Raw genomic sequence first — 18,806 nt, 5'->3', positions numbered from 1 at the left:
GCGACCTGGCTGCAGCAAAGCAGGTTATAGCGGGGATCTGAACGCTATAACATGCACCCTGGAGCAGCGTGTCGAGACGCCTGAGCGAAGAGCCCTGTAAATGGCAGGCAAGCTGATCGCAGTGAGGCTTAATGTCAGCGCCCTGTTCAGGACAGATAATTTTATTGCCAGGAGGTCCCTCGACCTCCCGGCAATCGGCCTGGGTTAGCCTAATATCCGCTGCAGCAACGGGCCAATCTGCTTAAACATCTGCGGAGAGATAATCTCCACGTGTGCACAATCCATTGACCATACTTCTAACTCACCCACATACGGTGCCCAGGCGCGACGTGCATCCTGACCAGGCTGCTGCGTCTGCTCGGCGAGAAACAGCGTGGCGCGACCGTGGAAGCGGGCGCTGCGCGCGGTGGCTAACAGGCGCACCGAACTGGCGTAGTTAGCTTCAATGGTGTCAAACATCGCGCGCATCTCTTCGCCCGCCTGATGACGCTGCGCCGCGATAAACTGCTCGCGCTCGCGATTCACCTCTTCCAGTACCGCCGGATCCAGCACATTCTCGCCACGCTTCTCATCCCAGTTTTGCGTTTCCGGTGGCCAGGTATCGAGCAGGCCGAGGAAGGCCACCTCTTCACCTGCTGCTTCCAGTCGTGCCGCAATACCTTGCGCCAGCGTGCCGCCGAGCGAATAACCGAGGAAGAAGTATGGTCCGTGCGGCTGCACGTCACGTAAGGTTTGCAGATGCGCGTCACACACCTCGTCGAGGTGCGCGCTTTGATTCAGCGGGCTGGCGATATCCGGCGACTGAATGCCCACCAGCGACCAGCGCTGATCGAGATAACGCTGCAGAATGCTGAACTGCCAGGCAAAACCCGACGCCGGATGGAAACAGAACAGCGTGGGTCCGTTGCTCTGACGCAGCGGCAGCACGGCTTCAAAACCTGCCTGCTGATGCGATTGGGTATCGCTCAGCAACCGGGCGAGTTTTTCCACCGTCGAAGCCACCATAATTTGCCCCACCGAAACCGGCTGTTGCAGTTCGCGGCGCAGCTGGGCAGCTAAGCGCATCGCCAGCAGCGAGTGGCCACCGAGGGCGAAGAAATCATCCTGGGCGCTGATGGTGTCGCGCGCCAGCAGCTGGCAGAAAGCCTGCGCCAATTGTGTTTCCAAACCTGGAGAAGGGGCGCGACCCACGCTGTCAGCTGCGTTTTGTGGCAGCGGCAGGGCTTTACGATCCAGCTTGCCGTTGCTGCTCAGCGGGAAGGTATCCAGTTGTACAATTGCCACCGGCACCATGTGTGCGGGCAGGCGCTGCGCCAGTGCATCACGCAGCGCGTCGCCATCGACAGTGTGCTCCGCAATCACATACCCCACCAGCTGACGCGCATCACCGCCTTGTGCAGCGGCACCGCCGAGTACCACCGCGTGCGTGACCGCCTGCTCAATGCCAGGCTGTGCGCTCATCACATGATCGATTTCGTTGAGTTCGATACGCTGGCCTCGGATCTTCAACTGATCGTCGCTGCGTCCGAGGTATTCCACCGCGCCGTTATCCAGCCAGCGCGCCACGTCACCGGTCAGGTACATGCGTTCGCCAGCGGCAAATGGATCGGCGATAAAGCGGCTGGCGGTCAGATCCGGGCGGCCAAGATAGCCATGTGCCAGCTGTACGCCTGTTAAGTAAAGATCGCCTGCCACACCGGGCGGCACCGGCTGCATGCGTGCATCAAGAATGCGAAGTCCGGTATTCCACACCGGGAAACCAATCGGCACGCTGGCACCTTCAACGGCTGCCAAAGCTTCGCCAAACGCCGGATACCAGCTAACATCCACCGCCGCTTCGGTCGGACCGTACAGATTGTGAAGCGGCACCTGCGTCAGTTTTTCCCATTCACGCGACAGATCGGTCGGCAGCGCTTCACCGCTACAGAAGACGTTGCGTAGGCTGCCACAACAGGCAACTGCTGGCTCACTGTCCAGCGCCGCGACAAAGGCGGCCAGCATCGAAGGAACGAAGTGCGTGGTGGTGACTTTGTGACGCGCAAACAGCTGCTGAAGCGCCTCCGGATCGCGGTGCGCCTCCGGCGGTGCCATGACCAGTTGCGCGCCTACCAGCAGCGGCCAGAAGAATTCCCATACGGATACATCGAAACTGCTCGGGGTTTTCTGCAATACCACGTCGTCGGCGTGCAGCGGATAGCGATCCTGCATCCACAACAGGCGGTTGACGATCGCTTCATGACCGACCAATACGCCTTTCGGACGCCCGGTAGACCCTGAAGTGTAGATGATGTAGGCGCCATCCTGCGGTGTCGGCGCGCTGGCAGGTTGTGACGCGTCTGGCGCAGGATAAAGCGCATCAAAGTGCAGCTGTTTAACAGAATCGATGGCGCTGAAACGGGCACTGAGTTCTGCTGAGGTGATGAGCGTTTTGGGGGCGGCATCTTCCAGCATCAGCTGTAATCGTTCGTCGGGGTAGCCGGTATCCAGCGGCAGGTATGCCGCGCCAAGTGACACAATCGCCTGCAATGCCAGCGAGAGCTGCACCGAACGTGGCAACGCCACCGCCACAATATCGCCGCGCTGTACGCCCGCAGCGCTGAGATCGGCGGCCAGGGCATATAGCTGCTGCTGCATCTCACGATAGTTCAGTTGATGTGTGGCATCGGCCAGCGCCGGGGCATCAGGCGTACGTGCGGCCTGTTGCGCCAGCAGTGAAGCCAGCGTTTCTGCCGGAACGGGATGCGCAGTCTGGTTGATAGCGGCAATTTGTACGTGCTCTTCTGCGGTTAGCAGATCCAGTTCACCCAACGCACGATGCGGTTGCTCCGCCAACTGATCCAGCAGCAAAGCAAAACGGCTGGCGTGGCGAATCAGCGTCGATTCGCTATAGCGCTCCGCATTCGCCAGCAGTTCCAGCGTCAGTTCACCCTGTTCGCTGATGTAGATAGCGATTTCCAGGTCGCGCACTGGACCGGATGCCAGCTGATGGGTTAGGCCTTCAACGCCCGCGAAATCGAGTTGATAATCAAACATCTTCAGGTTGATTACCGGGCCGTACAGCGGATCGCCATCGCCCAGACGACCGAGATCGCGCTGCACCTGTTCCGCATCATAACGCTGGTGGCGGCGCATTTTCTTCACTTCACCTGCCAGCTGGGCAGCCAGCACACTCAGCGGCTGGGTGGGATCGTAATGCACGGCCATCGGCAGCACGTTGATCACCGGACCGGTGGCGCACAGCGCGGCGGATCCGATGCGGCGCATAAAGATGAATCCAGCGGCAAAATCATTTTGTCCACTGAGTCGCGCCAGCCACAACGCCACCAGCGCAAAAGCCAGGTCAGCCGCGCTGGATTGTGGATGCTGATTAACCAGCGTCTGAAAGGTGTTGCGATCAAGCGTTACGCTGTGGCGCAGCAGATCGGTGGTCGCGCTTTGTCCAGCCAGCGGTAAAGGTGATAGTGAAGCCGGTGAAGGCAGGGCAGCCCCTTTTTCGCGCCAGAATTCACGATCGCGGGTGAAAGAAGAGGATGCCTGGTAGCGCTGGTACTCCTCCACCACTTCGCTAAACGGGATAAAGGGCGTCGGCTCGGCATCCTGTTGCTCGACGGCTGCGGTGTAGAGATTGGCAATACGACGAGTGATGGCGGTAAAACTGAAGCCATCCACCACTAAATGGTGATAACGCTGATACCAGAACCAGTGCTGATCGCCAATGCGATACAGCGTGTGATGCCATAACGGGGCACCGCTCAGTACGCGTAAATCACCGTTCATGTCTTCACGCATCAACGCGCGAGCTTTGGTGGCCGCATCGGTTTCAGCACGCAAATCAACGATTTTTGGCGCACTAAACGCCTGTGGTTGTCGCCACTGCAGCGCTTCGCCCTCCACTTCGGCAAACGCCATATTCAGGGTGTCGGCTTCCTGCATGCCAGCCACGACGGCCTGCGCCAACAGGTCGCTGTTAATCGCGCCGCGTAATTCGACAAAGTGTGCCACGGCATAGGCATTGTGGTGTTGGGTCAGCTGGTCGGCAATCCAGATGCCGGGCTGGGCTGCCACTAATGGCAAAGTATGTTGGTCAGTCATGATTTTGTTCATCAGAGATTCAGACATCTGTGCTCCGGTTTGCGTCCTGCGTGATGAAGTTAAGTCGGATTGCGCCACAGGGCTTGCAGACCGTCGAGCAGACCACCGCGCCAGCATAGCGCGTCATGGCCGCCCTCCACCGGCAGGTAATTCACCTGGTAACCGGCAGCGGTAAGTTTTTGTTCTAATTGTTGATTGGCTTGCAGAATCAGGCCTTCACGTTTACCTGCTTCCAGCCAGAAACGCAGCGGCTGTTCGGGTGCCAGGCCGCTATCCAGCGCCTGTAGTAGCCATCCGTAAGGATTGCCGCGTTCGGGCCACCAAAAAGATCCTGAAAGACTCAGCGCATTGCCAAACGTCTGCGGGAAATGCAGTGCAGCGAAAACGGAAGCCAGCCCACCAAAACTCTGCCCGGCCACCAGCGTGCTGTCCGCCTGTTGGCGATGAGGTGCCCATTGCGCCACCTGTGGCAGTAATTCCTGCTGCACGGCTTGCCAGAACTGCGGATTACAGGGCAGTTCGCGGCTGCGGTGTTCACGGTCGATGATATCGATAAACAAATAGACCGCAGGAGGGAGTTTTCCGGCATCAGTAAGTTGCTGCAATGGCCCGGCAATCGGCATTTGATTTGCCCAGAACTGGCCATCCAGCAGAATGGCCAGTGGGCGTTGTTCCGCATCGAACTCGCCAGTGGCATAAATCCACACTTTGCGACTGTTGCCTAACAGCGCGCTATCCCACTGATACTGCTGCAAAGAAATAGCAGGTGCGTTGCCCTCATCGACAGATTTCCAGACCCGCTGGTCAGGAGCCTGCGGGAGATGCAGCGGCGAGACGCCCATGCCGCGCCCACCGGCCCAGCCACGTAATGGATTCAGGGGATCGGCCTTCGCCGTGGGGAATTTGTCACGCCACCAGTTACGTAACGCGTACATGTCGGCTTCACCGCTAAAGTCGGTTGCCTGTTCATCGTGCATCAGGCAGTAACTGCCGCGCCAGGTGGAGGGCAGCGCGGTTTGCCAGTACCACACGTCGGTGCCCGTTACCCGCACCAATGACTGCGGTGGACGCTTCTGATGATGATCGGTCACGCCCGTAATGTTGATCCACACGCGCTGAGTTGCTGAGGTTTTTTCGCTGCCTTGTGGATCGCGCCAGAAGAAAGTTACCAGACAGGTGCCATCCTGCTGAGGGGCAATGCGCGGAATACCTTGAGTGTGTTGCTCCTGCCACCAGGCTTCACTACCGATTACATCATTTCGCCAGGTCATAGGGGCTGCCAGTCACTGTGTAGGGAAAGATTTACATAAGATTAATAATTAATACTATTGATAACTATTTGCATTTGCAATAGGGTGTTTCCGCTCAAAAGAGCACGCTCGTTCCGCCTGACTCTTTCCTTCCTGGAAGGTTACGCAACGGATGGCACTGCCAGGTCTGGAACTGGGCGCGATAAGGACAGGGATATTCTCACCGGCTCGCCAGTTAAGAATCCAACGGCATTTTTACTGGCCATCCAGGAATGAAAAACAATGACGCGCTACTCACGATTATCATTAGCTATTTTGATTGAACTGGGGCTGAGCGCCTCACTGCTCTCCGGCAGCGCCTGGGCAGCAGACACTTCCAGCAAGACGACCAGCAGCCCATCCACCACTGACGCCGAATCGATGAATGGCGGCACGTTAATGGTGACCGCACAGCAGCAAAACCTGCAGGCACCCGGCGTTTCCACCATCACCGCAGATGAAATTAAAAAGCATCCACCGGCGCGTGATGTGTCAGAAATTATTCGTACCATGCCAGGCGTTAACCTGACCGGTAACTCCACCAGCGGCCAGCGCGGTAACAATCGCCAGATCGATATTCGCGGCATGGGCCCGGAAAACACCCTGATTATGGTCGATGGCATGCCAGTCACCAGCCGCAACTCGGTGCGTTTGGGCTGGCGCGGTGAGCGTGATACGCGCGGTGACACCAACTGGGTGCCGCCAGAGATGATCGACCATATCGACGTCATTCGTGGTCCGGCTGCGGTACGTTACGGCAATGGCGCGGCGGGCGGGGTGGTGAATATTATCACCAAAAAGTACACCGACCAGCAGTGGCACGGCTCCTGGAACACCTACTTCAATGCACCGGAGCACAAAGCAGAAGGCGCAACCAAACGCACCAACTTCAGCCTTGAAGGGCCGCTGGGTGACGACTTCAACTTCCGGTTGTACGGGGGGGTAGCCAAAACCCAGGCCGATGCGTATGACATCAATGAAGACCATGCCGCAGCACGTACCGGTACTTATGCGGGCAGCTATCCTTCAGGCCGTGAAGGCTCGGTCAATAAAGATATCAATGCGTTACTGAGCTGGGCGTTTGCTCCGATGCAGACTCTGGAGTTGCAAGCGGGCTATAGCCGTCAAGGAAACCTCTACGCAGGCGATACGCAGAACACCAATACCAGCGCGCTGGTGAAAAGCCTGTATGGCGATGAAACTAACCGCCTGTATCGCCAGAACATCTCGTTGAAATGGACCGGTGCCTGGGATAACGGTGTCAGCACCAATACCTACGCGCGTTATGAGAAAACCCGTAACACCCGTATTAATGAAGGTCTGGCGGGCGGAACGGAAGGTATCTTCTCTAACGATGGTTTCAACACCATTCAGTTAGACGATATTTTGCTGCACAGCGAAGTTAGCATTCCGTTTGAGTGGGGAGTTAATCAGACCGCAACGCTGGGAACGGAATGGAACCAGCAGCGTATGAAAGATCCCTCTTCAACCACTCAGGATGCTTCTTCTGATCCTATACCCGGCATCGCCGATACAGGCCGCAGCCCGTATTCGCAGGCGGAAATCTTCTCGCTGTTCGCTGAAGACAATATGGAGCTGACCGACAGCACCATGCTGACGCCAAGCCTGCGTTTCGATCATCACTCGATTGTGGGTAACAACTGGAGTCCGTCTCTGAACCTGTCGCAAGGTTTGGGTGATGACTTCACATTGAAGATGGGCGCGGGCCTGGCTTATAAAGCGCCAAGCCTGTACCAGACCAATCCGAACTATCTGTTATACAGTAAAGGTCAGGGCTGTGCTGCCAGTACCGCTGCCTGTTATCTGCAGGGTAACCCGGACCTGAAAGCTGAAAACAGTTTCAACAAAGAGATTGGACTGGAGTGGAAACACGAAGGCTATCAGGCGGGTCTGACCTGGTTCCGTAACGATTACCGCAACAAGATTGAAGCGGGTTACGCAGCCGTCGGTAAAGCCTCAAACGGCACCACGGATATCTACAAGTGGGAAAACGTACCGAAAGCAGTGGTGGAAGGGCTGGAAGGTACGGTTAACGTGCCGTTCTCTGATAGCGTGATGTGGAACAACAACTTCACTTATATGCTGCAGAGTAAGAACAAGGAAACCGGCGATCGTTTGTCAATCATCCCGGAATACACCCTGAACTCAACGCTGAGCTGGCAGGCAACGCAGGATCTGTCGCTGCAAACCACCCTGACCTGGTACGGCACGCAAACACCGAAAAAGTATGACTACAAAGGTCAGCCGGTGACGGGAAGCGCGGCTGATAAAGTCAGTCCTTACTCTATCATTGGCCTGAGCGGGACTTATGATGTGAATAAGTACGCCAGCGTCACCCTGGGTATCGACAACCTGTTTGATAAGCGTCACTTCCGCGAAGGTAATGCGCAAACCACCGGGAACGCGACAACTGGCGCCTACCTCTACGGTGCGGGGGCGAATACTTATAACGAGTCAGGCCGTACTTACTACATGAGCCTCAACACTCACTTCTAAAGCAGCTGATGCGGTAAATAGCAGCGGGCAATCAGCCCGTTGCTATCTTTGCGGTTAACCAGCTCCAGCCTGCCACGGTGCATCTGCACGATGCGCAGTACGATGTTCAGACCCAACCCGCTGCCACCGTAACGCTGATCGCGACGACGGAAGGCTTGCGTCAGTTCTTCTGCCGCATCGGCCTCAATGCCTGGTCCCTGATCCCACACTTCGATGATCACCTGCTGTTTATCCTGCTGCATTTTCACACTGACTTCACTGCCTTCCGGGCTGTAACGTGAGGCGTTTTCCAGCAGATTACGCAGCATCAGGCGCAGTAATACGGCTTCACCTTGCTGTGGGATATCTTTGCCGTGCGGCCAGTGCAGTGTTTGCTGTCGCTGTGCATAAAGTTCGGCCATTTCCGGCTGCAGCGGCTGCATGATGTCTTTTTGCCACTGCAACTGCTGATAGTGACCGCCTGCCAGCGCCTGGCCGGCTCGCGACAGCATCAGCAGTTGCTCCACGGTGTGCATCAACTGGTCGATACGTTCAATCAGCATCTCACTTTGCGGCACGTTCTGCTGGTGGAGAAGTTCAAGATGCAGACGTAAACCGGCCAAAGGGGTACGCAATTCATGCGCGGCATCGGCGGTGAAGAGGCGTTCCTGTTGTAGCGTGTGGTCGAGCCGCGAAAATAGCTGATTAATGGAGGTGGTCACGGCAACGATTTCATCCATTTCTGAATAAACCGGCAGCGGGGTGAGATTATCGGCGGAGCGATGGGCGAGGCTATCCTGCAGGGATCGTAATGGACGAATGATCCAGTTAATCGCCCAGAATGACAGCAGTAGCGTCAGAGCGATCATCACCAGTGAAGGCAACAGCAGTGAAGCGATGGCTTCACGGATCTCATTCTCGACGCGGTCGTTGCGCGCCTGAGCAGACAGCGTTTCGTTGACCAGGAAACTGATCTGTTCGCGACTCTCATGCCATAACCAGATGGCGCTCATCACCTGGCAGGTGAGGAGAATCAGCGCCAGCATAATCAGTAACCGCTGACGCATGCTGTTCATTCGCGCACTTCCAGGCGGTAGCCCACGCCACGCACGGTTTTGATACGATCTTTTCCGAGCTTACGGCGCAGATTGTGAATGTGAACTTCCAGCGTATTGGATCCAGGATCGTCATTCCAGCTGTAGAGATCCTGCTGCAGCGTTTCGCGATGGACGTTCTGGCCGACGCGCATTAACAAGCGCGTCAGCAGTGCGAACTCTTTTGGGGTGATTTCCAGCGGACGCTCTTCTAGCAATACCTGCTGCGAACTGAGATTGAGGGTGAGATCACCCTGTTGCAGCAAATTGTCGCTGTGACCCTGAAAACGGCGAATCAGTGCACGCACGCGCGCCTGCAGCTCCACCAGCGCGAAGGGTTTGACCAGATAATCGTCGGCACCGGCATCCAGGCCATCCACGCGATCCTCCAGTGCATCACGCGCCGTCAGGATCAACACCGGCACGTTGATGCCATCGCGCCGCCACTGACGCAGCAGCGTGGCACCATCGCGATCCGGTAAACCCAGATCCAGAACGATCAGGCTGTACTGCCCACTGCGTAAGAAAGCATTACTCTCTGCAGCAGTACTCGCGCAGTCAACCGCATATCCTTGTGCGCTAAGGGCCTGAGCAAGGCCCGATTGCAACAGCGCGTCATCTTCAACGATCAGCAATTTCATTAGTTGTTTTTGTTGATATCCGAGTAGAGGCGGCTTTCGAAGCGTACCAGAGGAATGCGCCGCGTTTTCTGATCTTCAGGCGGCACCGCATAACCAGAAAGATACTGCACAAAGGCGACACGTGCACCGCTGGAAGTGGTAATAAATCCGGCCAGATTATAGACGCCCTGCAGCGAACCGGTTTTTGCCGACACTTTGCCATCCAGTCCGGCTTCATGCAGGCCACCACGATATTGCAACGTGCCATCGTATCCTGCCAGCGGCAGCATGGAGATGTAGTTCAGCGTTGAGTCATTTTTCGCGATGTATTGCAGTACTTGCATCATGGTATCTGGCGCAATCAAATCGTGACGCGACAAGCCTGAACCATCGACCTGAATGCTGTTGCCGAGATCGACGCCCGCTTTTTCACGCAGTATGCGGCGTACCGCATCGGAACCGGCGCGGAACGTGCCTGGTACGTTGAAATAGTGATGGCCGATGGTACGGAACACCGTATCCGCAATCATGTTGTCCGATTTCTTCAGCATGGTGTGCAGCAGGTTGTGCAGCGGCGCGGATTGCGTTGAGGCCAACACGGTGCCCGGCGGGGTAACCTGCGTCTGGCGCACTAAATGACCGCTGTAATCGATATCCGCGGCACGCAGTTCGGCCTTGAGGATTTCGCCCGCCCAGGCGGCACCATCCTGCACAGCAAACGCCAGCGGCAAAGGTTCGGCGCGTTGGCGCATGCAGCCAGTCAGCGTGTAGCGGTTTAGTTCGCCTGGCACCACATCCAACTCGCAGTACTGCCCATCTCCACTGTTACGACCAATAGTGCGCACTTGGCTAAACATATGCGCTGGATAATACGAGGCGATACGCACAAAGGCGTTTTCGCCTGGCGTGTTAGCGCTGTAAAGCGAAACGGAGAAACAGTTTTTATCGACAATTGCGGCACCCGGCGGGGCGCTGAAGCACTGCGTCATATCGTTCCACGGCCAACCTGGCGCAGCGTCGTGGCTGGCAAACACGGACGTATCGATCACCAGATTGCCTTTGATATGCGTAATGCCCTGCTTTTTCAGGGCCGCCACCATATTGCGCAGATCCTGACGGCTCAGCGTCGGATCGCCACCAAAACGCGCCACTAAATCGCCATTGAGCGTGCCATCGTTGATCGCACCCTTGGTTTCCATTGTGGTCTGAAAACGGAAGTCCGGACCGAGTTCCAGCAGGGCCGCCAGCGCGGTAATCACCTTCATGGTACTGGCCGGCAATGCCATCTGTTTGCCGTGATAGTCGATTATCGGGGTTGATGCGCCCACTTTTTGTACCATCAGCGCCAGGTTTGCGCCGTCTGGCAAATACTGCATGTATTCTTCAACGGGGGCTGCTTGTGCCTGCAGCATAAACGCACAGGTTAATCCGGTAACAAGTCGTGAAAATCGCATAATCTCGCGGTAACTGACGGGTGAAGGCGTCAATACTACGTCCCGAGGCGGTGCAAAGTAAACGATGACCCACAGGGAACTCTGGGGTAAAATACGTATCAAAATGCAAAACCGAACCTGACCCGGAAAGCTTTCCGGGTCAGGCTTCTTTTGCTTGTGAAAAGAGGTAACGCGCCGCAGAAGCTGTTTTCTGCTGTCACCGGTCAGGATGACGCCGTTAACCAGGATAGATGACGAGGAGCCAAAATGAATCAGATTCCGATGACGTTGAAAGGCGCTGAGAGCCTGCGTGAAGAGCTGAACGAACTGAAAACCGTGAAGCGTCCGCGCATCATCGCCTCTATTGCCGAAGCCCGTGAGCACGGCGATCTCAAAGAAAATGCCGAATACCACGCTGCCCGTGAAGAGCAGGGTTTTTGCGAAGGCCGTATTCAGGAGATTGAAGCCAAACTCTCCAACGCTCAGGTGATTGATATCACGACGATGCCGAAAACCGGCCGCGTGATTTTTGGTGCCACCGTGACCATTTTAAATGTGGATACGGACGAAGAATTCACTTACCGCATCGTGGGTGATGATGAAGCTGACTTCAAACAAAACCTGATTTCAGTGAACTCGCCGATGGCGCGTGGTTTGATTGGTAAAGAAGCAGACGACGTTGCGATTGTGAAGACACCGGGCGGCGATGTGGAATATGAAGTGTTAAAGGTGGAATACCTTTAAGATATTGCTACGCTTTGAAATGTGTAGCCGCATATTGTAAAGAAAGGAAAAAGGCCGCATAGCGGCCTTTTATCCCATGCAGGAGCATGGCACTTTCTCTGCCCGTCATGGCAGCCTTTACGGCTTAATTAACGTGGCAGAGTAATTTTGCGCTCTTTTGCAGGGCGATACAGCACCAGCGTGTTGCCGATGACCTGTACGTTACAAGCTTTTGTTTCACGTACGATAGCGTCAACGATCAGCTGCTTGGTTTCACGATCTTCAGAGGCAATTTTCACCTTGATCAATTCGTGATGCTCGAGCGCCAGTTCGATTTCGGCGAGCACGCCTTCGGTCAAGCCATTACCGCCCAGCATAACAACGGGCTTGAGTGGATGGGCTAGGCCTTTCAGGTGCTGTTTTTGTTTGGTACTCAGATTCATCGTATTTTTTACTTACTCAGGGATTGAAAACGGTTCATTCTACCGCCATCTCGGGTATATCGCCAAATCAACGCGACTCATTGCGTACTGATTTATCGCTACGATGAAGATTTAATTGGAAAAATTATGACGGGTAAAAAGCGTTCGGCCAGTTCCAGTCGCTGGCTACAGGAACACTTTAGCGATAAATATGTGTTGCAGGCACAGAAAAAGGGGTTGCGTTCGCGCGCCTGGTTTAAACTGGACGAAATTCAGCAGGGTGACAAGCTTTTCAAACCCGGCATGACAGTGGTAGATCTGGGTGCTGCACCCGGTGGTTGGTCGCAATATGCGGTACAACAGATTGGATCCAACGGTCGTATTATTGCCTGTGACTTGCTCCCCATGGACCCGATTGTCGGTGTCGATTTTTTACAGGGCGACTTTCGTGAAGAGGCAGTGCTGAACGCATTGCTGGAGCGAGTAGGTGACCAAAAGGTGCAAGTTGTCATGTCTGACATGGCGCCGAACATGAGTGGTACACCTGCGGTTGATATTCCACGATCGATGTATTTGGTAGAGTTGGCGCTGGAAATGTGTCGGGATATCCTGGCGCCTGGCGGCAGTTTTGTAGTGAAAGTGTTTCAGGGAGATGGCTTCGAGGAATACCTGCGGGAAATTCGCTCCCTATTTACGAAAGTGAAAATTCGTAAGCCAGACGCTTCTCGTTTACGTTCGCGTGAAGTGTATATTGTGGCGACAGGGCGCAAACTATAGCCCTCGGTACCGGAATCAAAGCAAGGCGAACTGCGTTTACTCTGATGTGTAATTCTGAGTTTCAGTGGAAAGCAGTAAAATCATCAGCGCCGCGATTCCAGGTCTGAAGGATATATAGTACCCTACGCTGTCTGTTAACACCGTTGTAATATGAGGTTAATCCCTTGAGTGACATGGCGAAAAACCTGATTCTCTGGTTAGTCATCGCGGTCGTGCTGATGTCTGTCTTCCAGAGCTTTGGGCCCAGCGAGTCGAATGGCCGTAGGGTTGATTATTCAACCTTCCTGTCGGAAGTGAACCAGGATCAGGTCCGCGAGGCACGTATTAACGGGCGTGAGATTAACGTTGTCAAAAAAGACAGTAATAAATATACGACTTACATTCCTGTCAACGATCCTAAGTTGCTTGATAACCTCTTGACCAAAAACGTCAAAGTGATTGGCGAACCACCAGAAGAGCCAAGCCTGCTGGCTTCCATCTTCATCTCCTGGTTCCCAATGCTGCTATTGATTGGCGTTTGGATCTTCTTTATGCGGCAGATGCAGGGCGGCGGTGGCAAAGGCGCAATGTCCTTTGGCAAGAGTAAAGCCCGCATGCTGACCGAAGACCAGATCAAGACCACGTTTGCAGATGTCGCAGGTTGCGATGAAGCGAAAGAAGAAGTGGGTGAACTGGTTGAATATCTGCGCGAGCCAAGCCGCTTCCAGAAACTGGGTGGTAAGATCCCGAAAGGTGTCCTGATGGTCGGCCCTCCGGGTACTGGTAAAACCTTGCTGGCTAAAGCGATTGCTGGCGAAGCAAAAGTACCGTTCTTCACTATCTCCGGTTCTGACTTTGTTGAAATGTTCGTGGGTGTCGGTGCATCTCGTGTGCGTGACATGTTCGAGCAGGCGAAGAAAGCCGCACCGTGCATCATCTTTATCGATGAAATCGATGCCGTAGGCCGTCAACGTGGCGCTGGTTTAGGCGGTGGTCATGATGAGCGTGAGCAGACGCTGAACCAGATGCTGGTGGAGATGGATGGCTTCGAAGGTAATGAAGGCATCATTGTTATCGCCGCAACTAACCGTCCAGACGTACTTGACCCCGCGCTGCTGCGCCCAGGTCGTTTTGACCGCCAGGTTGTGGTCGGTCTGCCAGATGTTCGCGGTCGTGAACAGATTCTGAAAGTGCATATGCGTCGTGTGCCGCTGGCCACTGACATCGATGCAGCGATCATCGCACGTGGTACGCCGGGCTTCTCGGGTGCTGACCTCGCTAACCTTGTCAACGAAGCGGCACTGTTTGCTGCACGTGGCAACAAGCGTGTGGTCTCGATGGTTGAGTTCGAGAAAGCGAAAGACAAAATCATGATGGGTGCAGAACGTCGCTCCATGGTGATGACGGAAGCGCAGAAAGAATCCACCGCTTACCACGAAGCGGGCCATGCGATTATTGGTCGTCTGGTACCGGAACACGATCCGGTGCATAAAGTGACAATTATCCCGCGTGGACGTGCGCTGGGTGTGACCTTCTTCTTGCCAGAAGGTGACGCGATTAGCGCCAGCCGCCAGAAACTTGAAAGCCAGATCTCAACGCTGTATGGCGGTCGTCTGGCGGAAGAGATCATCTACGGCGCAGAACACGTTTCTACCGGTGCATCTAACGACATTAAAGTCGCCACTAACCTGGCGCGAAACATGGTGACGCAGTGGGGCTTCAACGAGAAGTTAGGTCCGTTGCTGTATGCTGAAGAAGAAGGCGAAGTGTTCCTCGGCCGCTCTGTGGCTAAGGCGAAACACATGTCAGATGAAACAGCACGCATCATCGACCAGGAAGTTAAACACCTGATCGACAGCAACTACCAGCGTGCTCGTGTTCTGCTGGGTGAGAATATGGACATCCTTCACGCGATGAAAGACGCGCTGATGAAGTATGAAACCATTGATGCGCCACAGATTGATGACTTGATGGCTCGCCGTGAAGTTCGCCCACCAGCAGGTTGGGATGATTCAGGCAGCAGCAGTTCATCGGACAACAATGGGACGCCAAAGGCGCCACGTCCGGTTGATGAACCGCGTACGCCAAATCCTGGCAACACCATGTCAGAACAGCTCGACAAATAAGAGGCCACAAACCTCAGCAAAAACCCCGGCCGGTCCGGGGTTTTTTACATTCAGTGATACCGTGATTCCCAAGGAGATTCCCGCCATGAAGTTGTTCGCCCGTGATTCCCATCTCGATCTGTCGTTTCCCCATGTGATGGGTATTTTGAATGTCACGCCGGACTCCTTCTCTGATGGCGGAACACACAACACATTGGTGGATGCGCTGACCCATACCAATGAGATGGTGAATGCGGGCGCAACCATCATCGATGTCGGCGGGGAATCTACGCGGCCAGGTGCCGATGAAGTCAGCGTAGATGAAGAGTTAGCGCGCGTGATTCCGGTGGTTGAAGCCATCGCCCAGCGTTTTGAGGTATGGATTTCGGTTGATACTTCAAAGCCAGAGGTGATCCGTGAATCGGCGCGAGTGGGTGCTCACATCATTAATGATATTCGCTCACTGTCAGAACCGGGTGCGTTGGCAGCAGCAGCAGAAACCGGTCTGCCGGTGTGCCTGATGCATATGCAGGGCGAACCTCGTACCATGCAGCAAGCACCTGAATACCAGAATATCGTGGGTGAAGTGGACGCTTACTTCCATGCACAGATTGCACGCTGCGAAGCGGCAGGCATTAAAAAAGAGAATCTGTTGCTCGACCCTGGCTTCGGTTTCGGTAAGAATCTCAACCACAATTATCAACTGCTGGCAGAACTCAACCATTTCCACCATTTAGGCTTACCGCTGCTGGTCGGAATGTCGCGTAAATCGATGATTGGCCAGTTGTTAAATGTCGGTCCGACGCAGCGTCTGACCGGCAGCCTGAGCTGTGCGGTGATTGCCGCTATGCAGGGCGCACAAATTATTCGCGTGCATGATGTTAAAGAGACTGTCGAAGCGATGCGTATTGTCGAAGCGACACGGAGAGCAAAAGGATAAAGCATGAGTAATCGTAAATATTTCGGTACAGATGGTATTCGTGGCAAGGTCGGTGAAGCACCGATTACCCCTGATTTTGTCCTGAAGCTGGGTTTTGCTGCGGGTAAGGTCCTGGCGCGTTCGGGTTCGCGTAAGGTATTAATTGGTAAAGATACACGCATTTCTGGCTATATGCTGGAATCGGCACTGGAAGCCGGCCTGGCTGCAGCCGGTTTGTCGGCGGCCTTTACGGGACCCATGCCAACCCCCGCGATTGCCTATCTGACGCGGACCTTCCGCGCAGAAGCCGGCATCGTGATCTCTGCATCGCATAATCCTTTCGACGATAACGGCATCAAATTCTTCTCTGCGGAAGGCACTAAATTACCGGATGAAGTGGAAGAGGCCATTGAGCTTGAGTTAGAGAAGCCGCTAACCTGTGTCGAGTCCGCTGAGCTGGGGCGTGCCAGCCGTATTGTTGACGCTGCCGGCCGCTATATTGAGTTCTGTAAAGGCACATTCCCGAGCGAGTTAAGCCTCAACGGTCTGAAAATTGTGGTGGATTGCGCTAATGGTGCGACCTATCACATCGCGCCTAACGTGCTGCGTGAATTGGGCGCTAAGGTGATTGCGATTGGCGTTCAGCCCGATGGCATGAACATCAACAAAGAGTGCGGCGCAACCGATCTCCGCATGCTGCAGCAGCGCGTGCTGGAAGAGAAGGCCGATTTGGGCCTTGCTTACGATGGCGATGGCGACCGCATCATGATGGTTGATCATCTGGGCATGAAGGTCGATGGTGACCAGATTCTCTACATCATTGCACGTGAAGCCTTGCGTCAGGGACAACTGCGCGGCGGCGTGGTGGGTACGTTGATGAGTAATATGGGGCTGGAACTGGCGTTGAAACAGTTGGGCATTCCCTTCACGCGTGCCAAAGTGGGTGACCGCTACGTGCTGGAAAAAATGCAGGAGAAGGGCTGGCGCATGGGGGCTGAAAACTCCGGGCATGTCATTCTGTTGGATAAAATCAGCACTGGCGACGGTATCGTGGCAAGTTTGCAAGTACTCACTGCTATTGTGCGTAATCACATGAGTCTGCATGATTTGTGCAGTGGCATGAAAATGCTGCCGCAGATTCTGGTGAATGTGCGCTTCAGCGGCAGTCATGATCCTCTTGAATCCGAGAGCGTGAAGGCTGTCAGCGCTGAAGTGGAGAAAACGCTAGCAGGGCGCGGTCGTGTACTGTTGCGTAAATCGGGCACTGAGCCGCTGATTCGCGTGATGGTCGAGGGTGAAGATGAAGCGTTAGTCACCGAGCTGGCGCATAAAATTGCTGATGCGGTGAAAGCGGTCTAAGCGTGTTAACAGGCGGCGAGATTTCGACTTTCCGCCTGTTAAATCACCATCCTGGCGTTTTTTTCCGCAATCAATAAAGTTCGTGAAAATTGCGCTTGCAGAGGTATGTCCCATTGGTTAGTATTCACACCCGCTTCTGATGGGTGATGACGATACTCCCCGTCAATATTGGTGAAGCTTTAACTGTGCGGATAACGCGCAAGGAAACAGGTTGATTATGTACGAAGCTCTGTTAGTTGTTTTCCTTATTGTTGCGATTGGCCTTGTAGGTCTGATCATGCTTCAGCAAGGCAAAGGCGCTGATATGGGAGCCTCATTCGGTGCAGGCGCCTCTGGTACACTGTTCGGTTCAAACGGGTCTGGTAACTTCATGACACGTATGACTGCAGTACTGGCGACCCTGTTCTTCATTATCAGCTTGATCCTGGGCAATCTGAACACGAACAAGTCTTCTAAAGGAAGCGAGTGGGAAAACCTCACTGCGCCAGCTCAGTCTGAACAGCAGACTCAGCCAGCTAAACCGGCAACCCCGGGCAATGATATCCCGCAGTAACATCGTCAATGCTTTAGCGGCAACATAACGTCGCAGTCAGTGCAGTACCGAGGTGGTGAAATTGGTAGACACGCTACCTTGAGGTGGTAGTGCTCGAAAGGGCTTACGGGTTCAAGTCCCGTCCTCGGTACCAAATCTCAGTAAAACTTGCTTTTTTAGCAAGGTCGGCGTATTATTCGCCACGTTTTCGGACGCGGGGTGGAGCAGCCTGGTAGCTCGTCGGGCTCATAACCCGAAGGTCGTCGGTTCAAATCCGGCCCCCGCAACCACTTTCCCTTAGAGTTCTTTTTCAAATATACTGTATGCATCGACGGACGCATCCTCAGTGTTTTTTGAAAAAAATTCTTTTGGATTGTGTGCCGAAGCCGCTATGCGGCGTACAGGGTCCAGTCATAAAAAGCCCCGAATTTTCGGGGTTTTTTGTTATCAGGAATCGCAATACTGGGCTATAGGCCCTTTTTTTATGTCTTGGGGGTGGGCTTGTCCACATTAGAGCAAAAATTGACTGATTTGATCACCGCTCCAGTAGAAGCGCTTGGCTACGAATTGGTCGGTATCGAATTCGTTCGCGGTCGCACATCGACTTTGCGCATCTATATTGATAGTGAGAATGGTATCAATGTTGATGATTGTGCCGATGTTAGCCACCAGGTCAGCGCGGTAATGGATGTGGAAGATCCCATTACGGTGGCTTACAACCTTGAAGTCTCCTCGCCAGGTCTCGAGCGTCCTCTTTTCACTGCTGAACACTATGCACGTTTCGCCGGTGATGAGGTGAGCCTGACACTGCGCATGGCCGTACAGAACCGCCGTAAATGGCAGGGGATCATCAAATCCGTGGAAGGTGAGATGATCACGGTAACCGTTGAGGGTAACGATGAGGTGTTCGCGCTGAGTAATATTCAGAAAGCGAACCTGGTCCCCCACTTTTAAAAGTCCGGATTG

General features: G+C 54.5%; 14 protein-coding genes and 2 tRNA genes. 10 read left to right on the top strand and 6 right to left on the bottom strand.

The window, feature by feature from the left end:
* Positions 1–204 precede the first annotated feature (204 nt).
* Entirely contained in the window at positions 205–4,119 is a 3,915-nt protein-coding gene (locus ACCW76_RS05150) for an enterobactin synthase subunit F (RefSeq protein WP_436337950.1), read from the bottom strand.
* A 32-nt stretch (positions 4,120–4,151) separates the two neighbouring features.
* Positions 4,152–5,363: an enterochelin esterase gene (gene fes, locus ACCW76_RS05145; RefSeq protein ID WP_436337949.1), complete on the bottom strand. Its 1,212-nt coding sequence runs from the start codon at positions 5,361–5,363 to the stop codon at positions 4,152–4,154.
* A gap of 261 nt (positions 5,364–5,624) precedes the next feature.
* Here fes and ACCW76_RS05140 point away from each other — a divergent pair, with 261 nt between their 5' ends.
* Positions 5,625–7,898 (top strand): TonB-dependent siderophore receptor, encoded by a 2,274-nt coding sequence (locus ACCW76_RS05140; protein WP_436337948.1) that lies wholly within the window; start codon positions 5,625–5,627, stop codon positions 7,896–7,898.
* Here ACCW76_RS05140 and pmrB read toward each other — a convergent pair.
* From pmrB to dacB, 3 genes are read right to left on the bottom strand one after another with little or no spacing between them, the layout of a single operon-like run.
* Positions 7,895–8,953 (bottom strand): two-component system sensor histidine kinase PmrB, encoded by a 1,059-nt coding sequence (gene pmrB, locus ACCW76_RS05135; RefSeq protein ID WP_045815888.1) that lies wholly within the window; start codon positions 8,951–8,953, stop codon positions 7,895–7,897. The two genes, ACCW76_RS05140 and pmrB, sit on opposite strands and share 4 nt — an antisense overlap.
* Positions 8,950–9,612: a two-component system response regulator PmrA gene (pmrA, locus tag ACCW76_RS05130; protein WP_034826547.1), complete on the bottom strand. Its 663-nt coding sequence runs from the start codon at positions 9,610–9,612 to the stop codon at positions 8,950–8,952. Before pmrA ends, pmrB begins: the two co-directional genes overlap by 4 nt.
* Complete coding sequence (gene dacB / locus ACCW76_RS05125; RefSeq protein WP_436337947.1) at positions 9,612–11,045, bottom strand: serine-type D-Ala-D-Ala carboxypeptidase; 1,434 nt, start codon at positions 11,043–11,045, stop codon at positions 9,612–9,614. Before dacB ends, pmrA begins: the two co-directional genes overlap by 1 nt.
* 246 nt (positions 11,046–11,291) lie before the next feature.
* On the opposite strand from dacB, the gene greA reads away from it, so the two are divergent.
* On the top strand, positions 11,292–11,768 hold the full coding sequence (gene greA / locus ACCW76_RS05120; RefSeq protein WP_034826545.1) for a transcription elongation factor GreA: 477 nt from the start codon (positions 11,292–11,294) through the stop codon (positions 11,766–11,768).
* A gap of 128 nt (positions 11,769–11,896) precedes the next feature.
* Here the strand turns inward: greA and yhbY are convergent, their stop codons facing one another.
* Positions 11,897–12,190 carry a ribosome assembly RNA-binding protein YhbY gene (gene yhbY / locus ACCW76_RS05115; RefSeq protein WP_034826542.1) on the bottom strand — a complete coding sequence of 98 codons (294 nt, stop codon included), beginning with the start codon at positions 12,188–12,190 and terminating at the stop codon, positions 11,897–11,899.
* A gap of 126 nt (positions 12,191–12,316) precedes the next feature.
* On the opposite strand from yhbY, the gene rlmE reads away from it, so the two are divergent.
* The 8 genes from rlmE to rimP all read left to right on the top strand — a co-directional run bounded on the left by rlmE (position 12,317) and on the right by rimP (position 18,794).
* Complete coding sequence (gene rlmE / locus ACCW76_RS05110) at positions 12,317–12,946, top strand: 23S rRNA (uridine(2552)-2'-O)-methyltransferase RlmE (RefSeq protein WP_034826540.1); 630 nt, start codon at positions 12,317–12,319, stop codon at positions 12,944–12,946.
* A gap of 173 nt (positions 12,947–13,119) precedes the next feature.
* Positions 13,120–15,051, top strand: coding sequence for an ATP-dependent zinc metalloprotease FtsH (ftsH, locus tag ACCW76_RS05105; RefSeq protein WP_034826538.1), 1,932 nt, complete (start codon positions 13,120–13,122; stop codon positions 15,049–15,051).
* 85 nt (positions 15,052–15,136) lie between these two features.
* Positions 15,137–15,970, top strand: a complete 834-nt coding sequence (folP, locus tag ACCW76_RS05100; protein WP_436337946.1) for a dihydropteroate synthase — start codon at positions 15,137–15,139, stop codon at positions 15,968–15,970.
* 3 nt (positions 15,971–15,973) lie between these two features.
* Entirely contained in the window at positions 15,974–17,308 is a 1,335-nt protein-coding gene (gene glmM, locus ACCW76_RS05095; RefSeq protein WP_034826534.1) for a phosphoglucosamine mutase, read from the top strand.
* A 217-nt stretch (positions 17,309–17,525) separates the two neighbouring features.
* Complete coding sequence (gene secG / locus ACCW76_RS05090; protein WP_034826531.1) at positions 17,526–17,861, top strand: preprotein translocase subunit SecG; 336 nt, start codon at positions 17,526–17,528, stop codon at positions 17,859–17,861.
* Positions 17,862–17,907: 46 nt separating this feature from the next.
* Positions 17,908–17,994, top strand: a tRNA-Leu gene (locus tag ACCW76_RS05085).
* Positions 17,995–18,053: 59 nt separating this feature from the next.
* A tRNA-Met gene (locus ACCW76_RS05080) sits at positions 18,054–18,130 on the top strand.
* Positions 18,131–18,341: 211 nt separating this feature from the next.
* Positions 18,342–18,794 carry a ribosome maturation factor RimP gene (gene rimP, locus ACCW76_RS05075; RefSeq protein ID WP_034826528.1) on the top strand — a complete coding sequence of 151 codons (453 nt, stop codon included), beginning with the start codon at positions 18,342–18,344 and terminating at the stop codon, positions 18,792–18,794.
* The last annotated feature ends 12 nt before the right edge of the window (positions 18,795–18,806 follow it).

Origin of the sequence: Pantoea sp. C8B4, from assembly GCF_051336905.1 — a bacterium.
Lineage (GTDB): Bacteria > Pseudomonadota > Gammaproteobacteria > Enterobacterales > Enterobacteriaceae > Pantoea > Pantoea rwandensis_B.
Note: the sequence above shows the minus strand (reverse complement) of the source record. Positions and strands in the feature narration are given on the sequence as shown.

Bases quoted from the DNA above. Each gene is read 5' to 3' on its own strand.
- rlmE (WP_034826540.1), top strand. From the start codon at position 12,317: ATGACGGGTAAAAAGCGTTCGGCCAGTTCCAGTCGCTGGCTACAGGAA.
- ACCW76_RS05140 (WP_436337948.1), top strand. From the start codon at position 5,625: ATGACGCGCTACTCACGATTATCATTAGCTATTTTGATTGAACTGGGG.
- ACCW76_RS05150 (WP_436337950.1), bottom strand. From the start codon at position 4,119: ATGTCTGAATCTCTGATGAACAAAATCATGACTGACCAACATACTTTG.
- secG (WP_034826531.1), top strand. From the start codon at position 17,526: ATGTACGAAGCTCTGTTAGTTGTTTTCCTTATTGTTGCGATTGGCCTT.
- dacB (WP_436337947.1), bottom strand. From the start codon at position 11,045: ATGCGATTTTCACGACTTGTTACCGGATTAACCTGTGCGTTTATGCTG.
- pmrA (WP_034826547.1), bottom strand. From the start codon at position 9,612: ATGAAATTGCTGATCGTTGAAGATGACGCGCTGTTGCAATCGGGCCTT.
- yhbY (WP_034826542.1), bottom strand. From the start codon at position 12,190: ATGAATCTGAGTACCAAACAAAAACAGCACCTGAAAGGCCTAGCCCAT.
- greA (WP_034826545.1), top strand. From the start codon at position 11,292: ATGAATCAGATTCCGATGACGTTGAAAGGCGCTGAGAGCCTGCGTGAA.
- fes (WP_436337949.1), bottom strand. From the start codon at position 5,363: ATGACCTGGCGAAATGATGTAATCGGTAGTGAAGCCTGGTGGCAGGAG.
- ftsH (WP_034826538.1), top strand. From the start codon at position 13,120: ATGGCGAAAAACCTGATTCTCTGGTTAGTCATCGCGGTCGTGCTGATG.
- pmrB (WP_045815888.1), bottom strand. From the start codon at position 8,953: ATGAACAGCATGCGTCAGCGGTTACTGATTATGCTGGCGCTGATTCTC.
- folP (WP_436337946.1), top strand. From the start codon at position 15,137: ATGAAGTTGTTCGCCCGTGATTCCCATCTCGATCTGTCGTTTCCCCAT.
- glmM (WP_034826534.1), top strand. From the start codon at position 15,974: ATGAGTAATCGTAAATATTTCGGTACAGATGGTATTCGTGGCAAGGTC.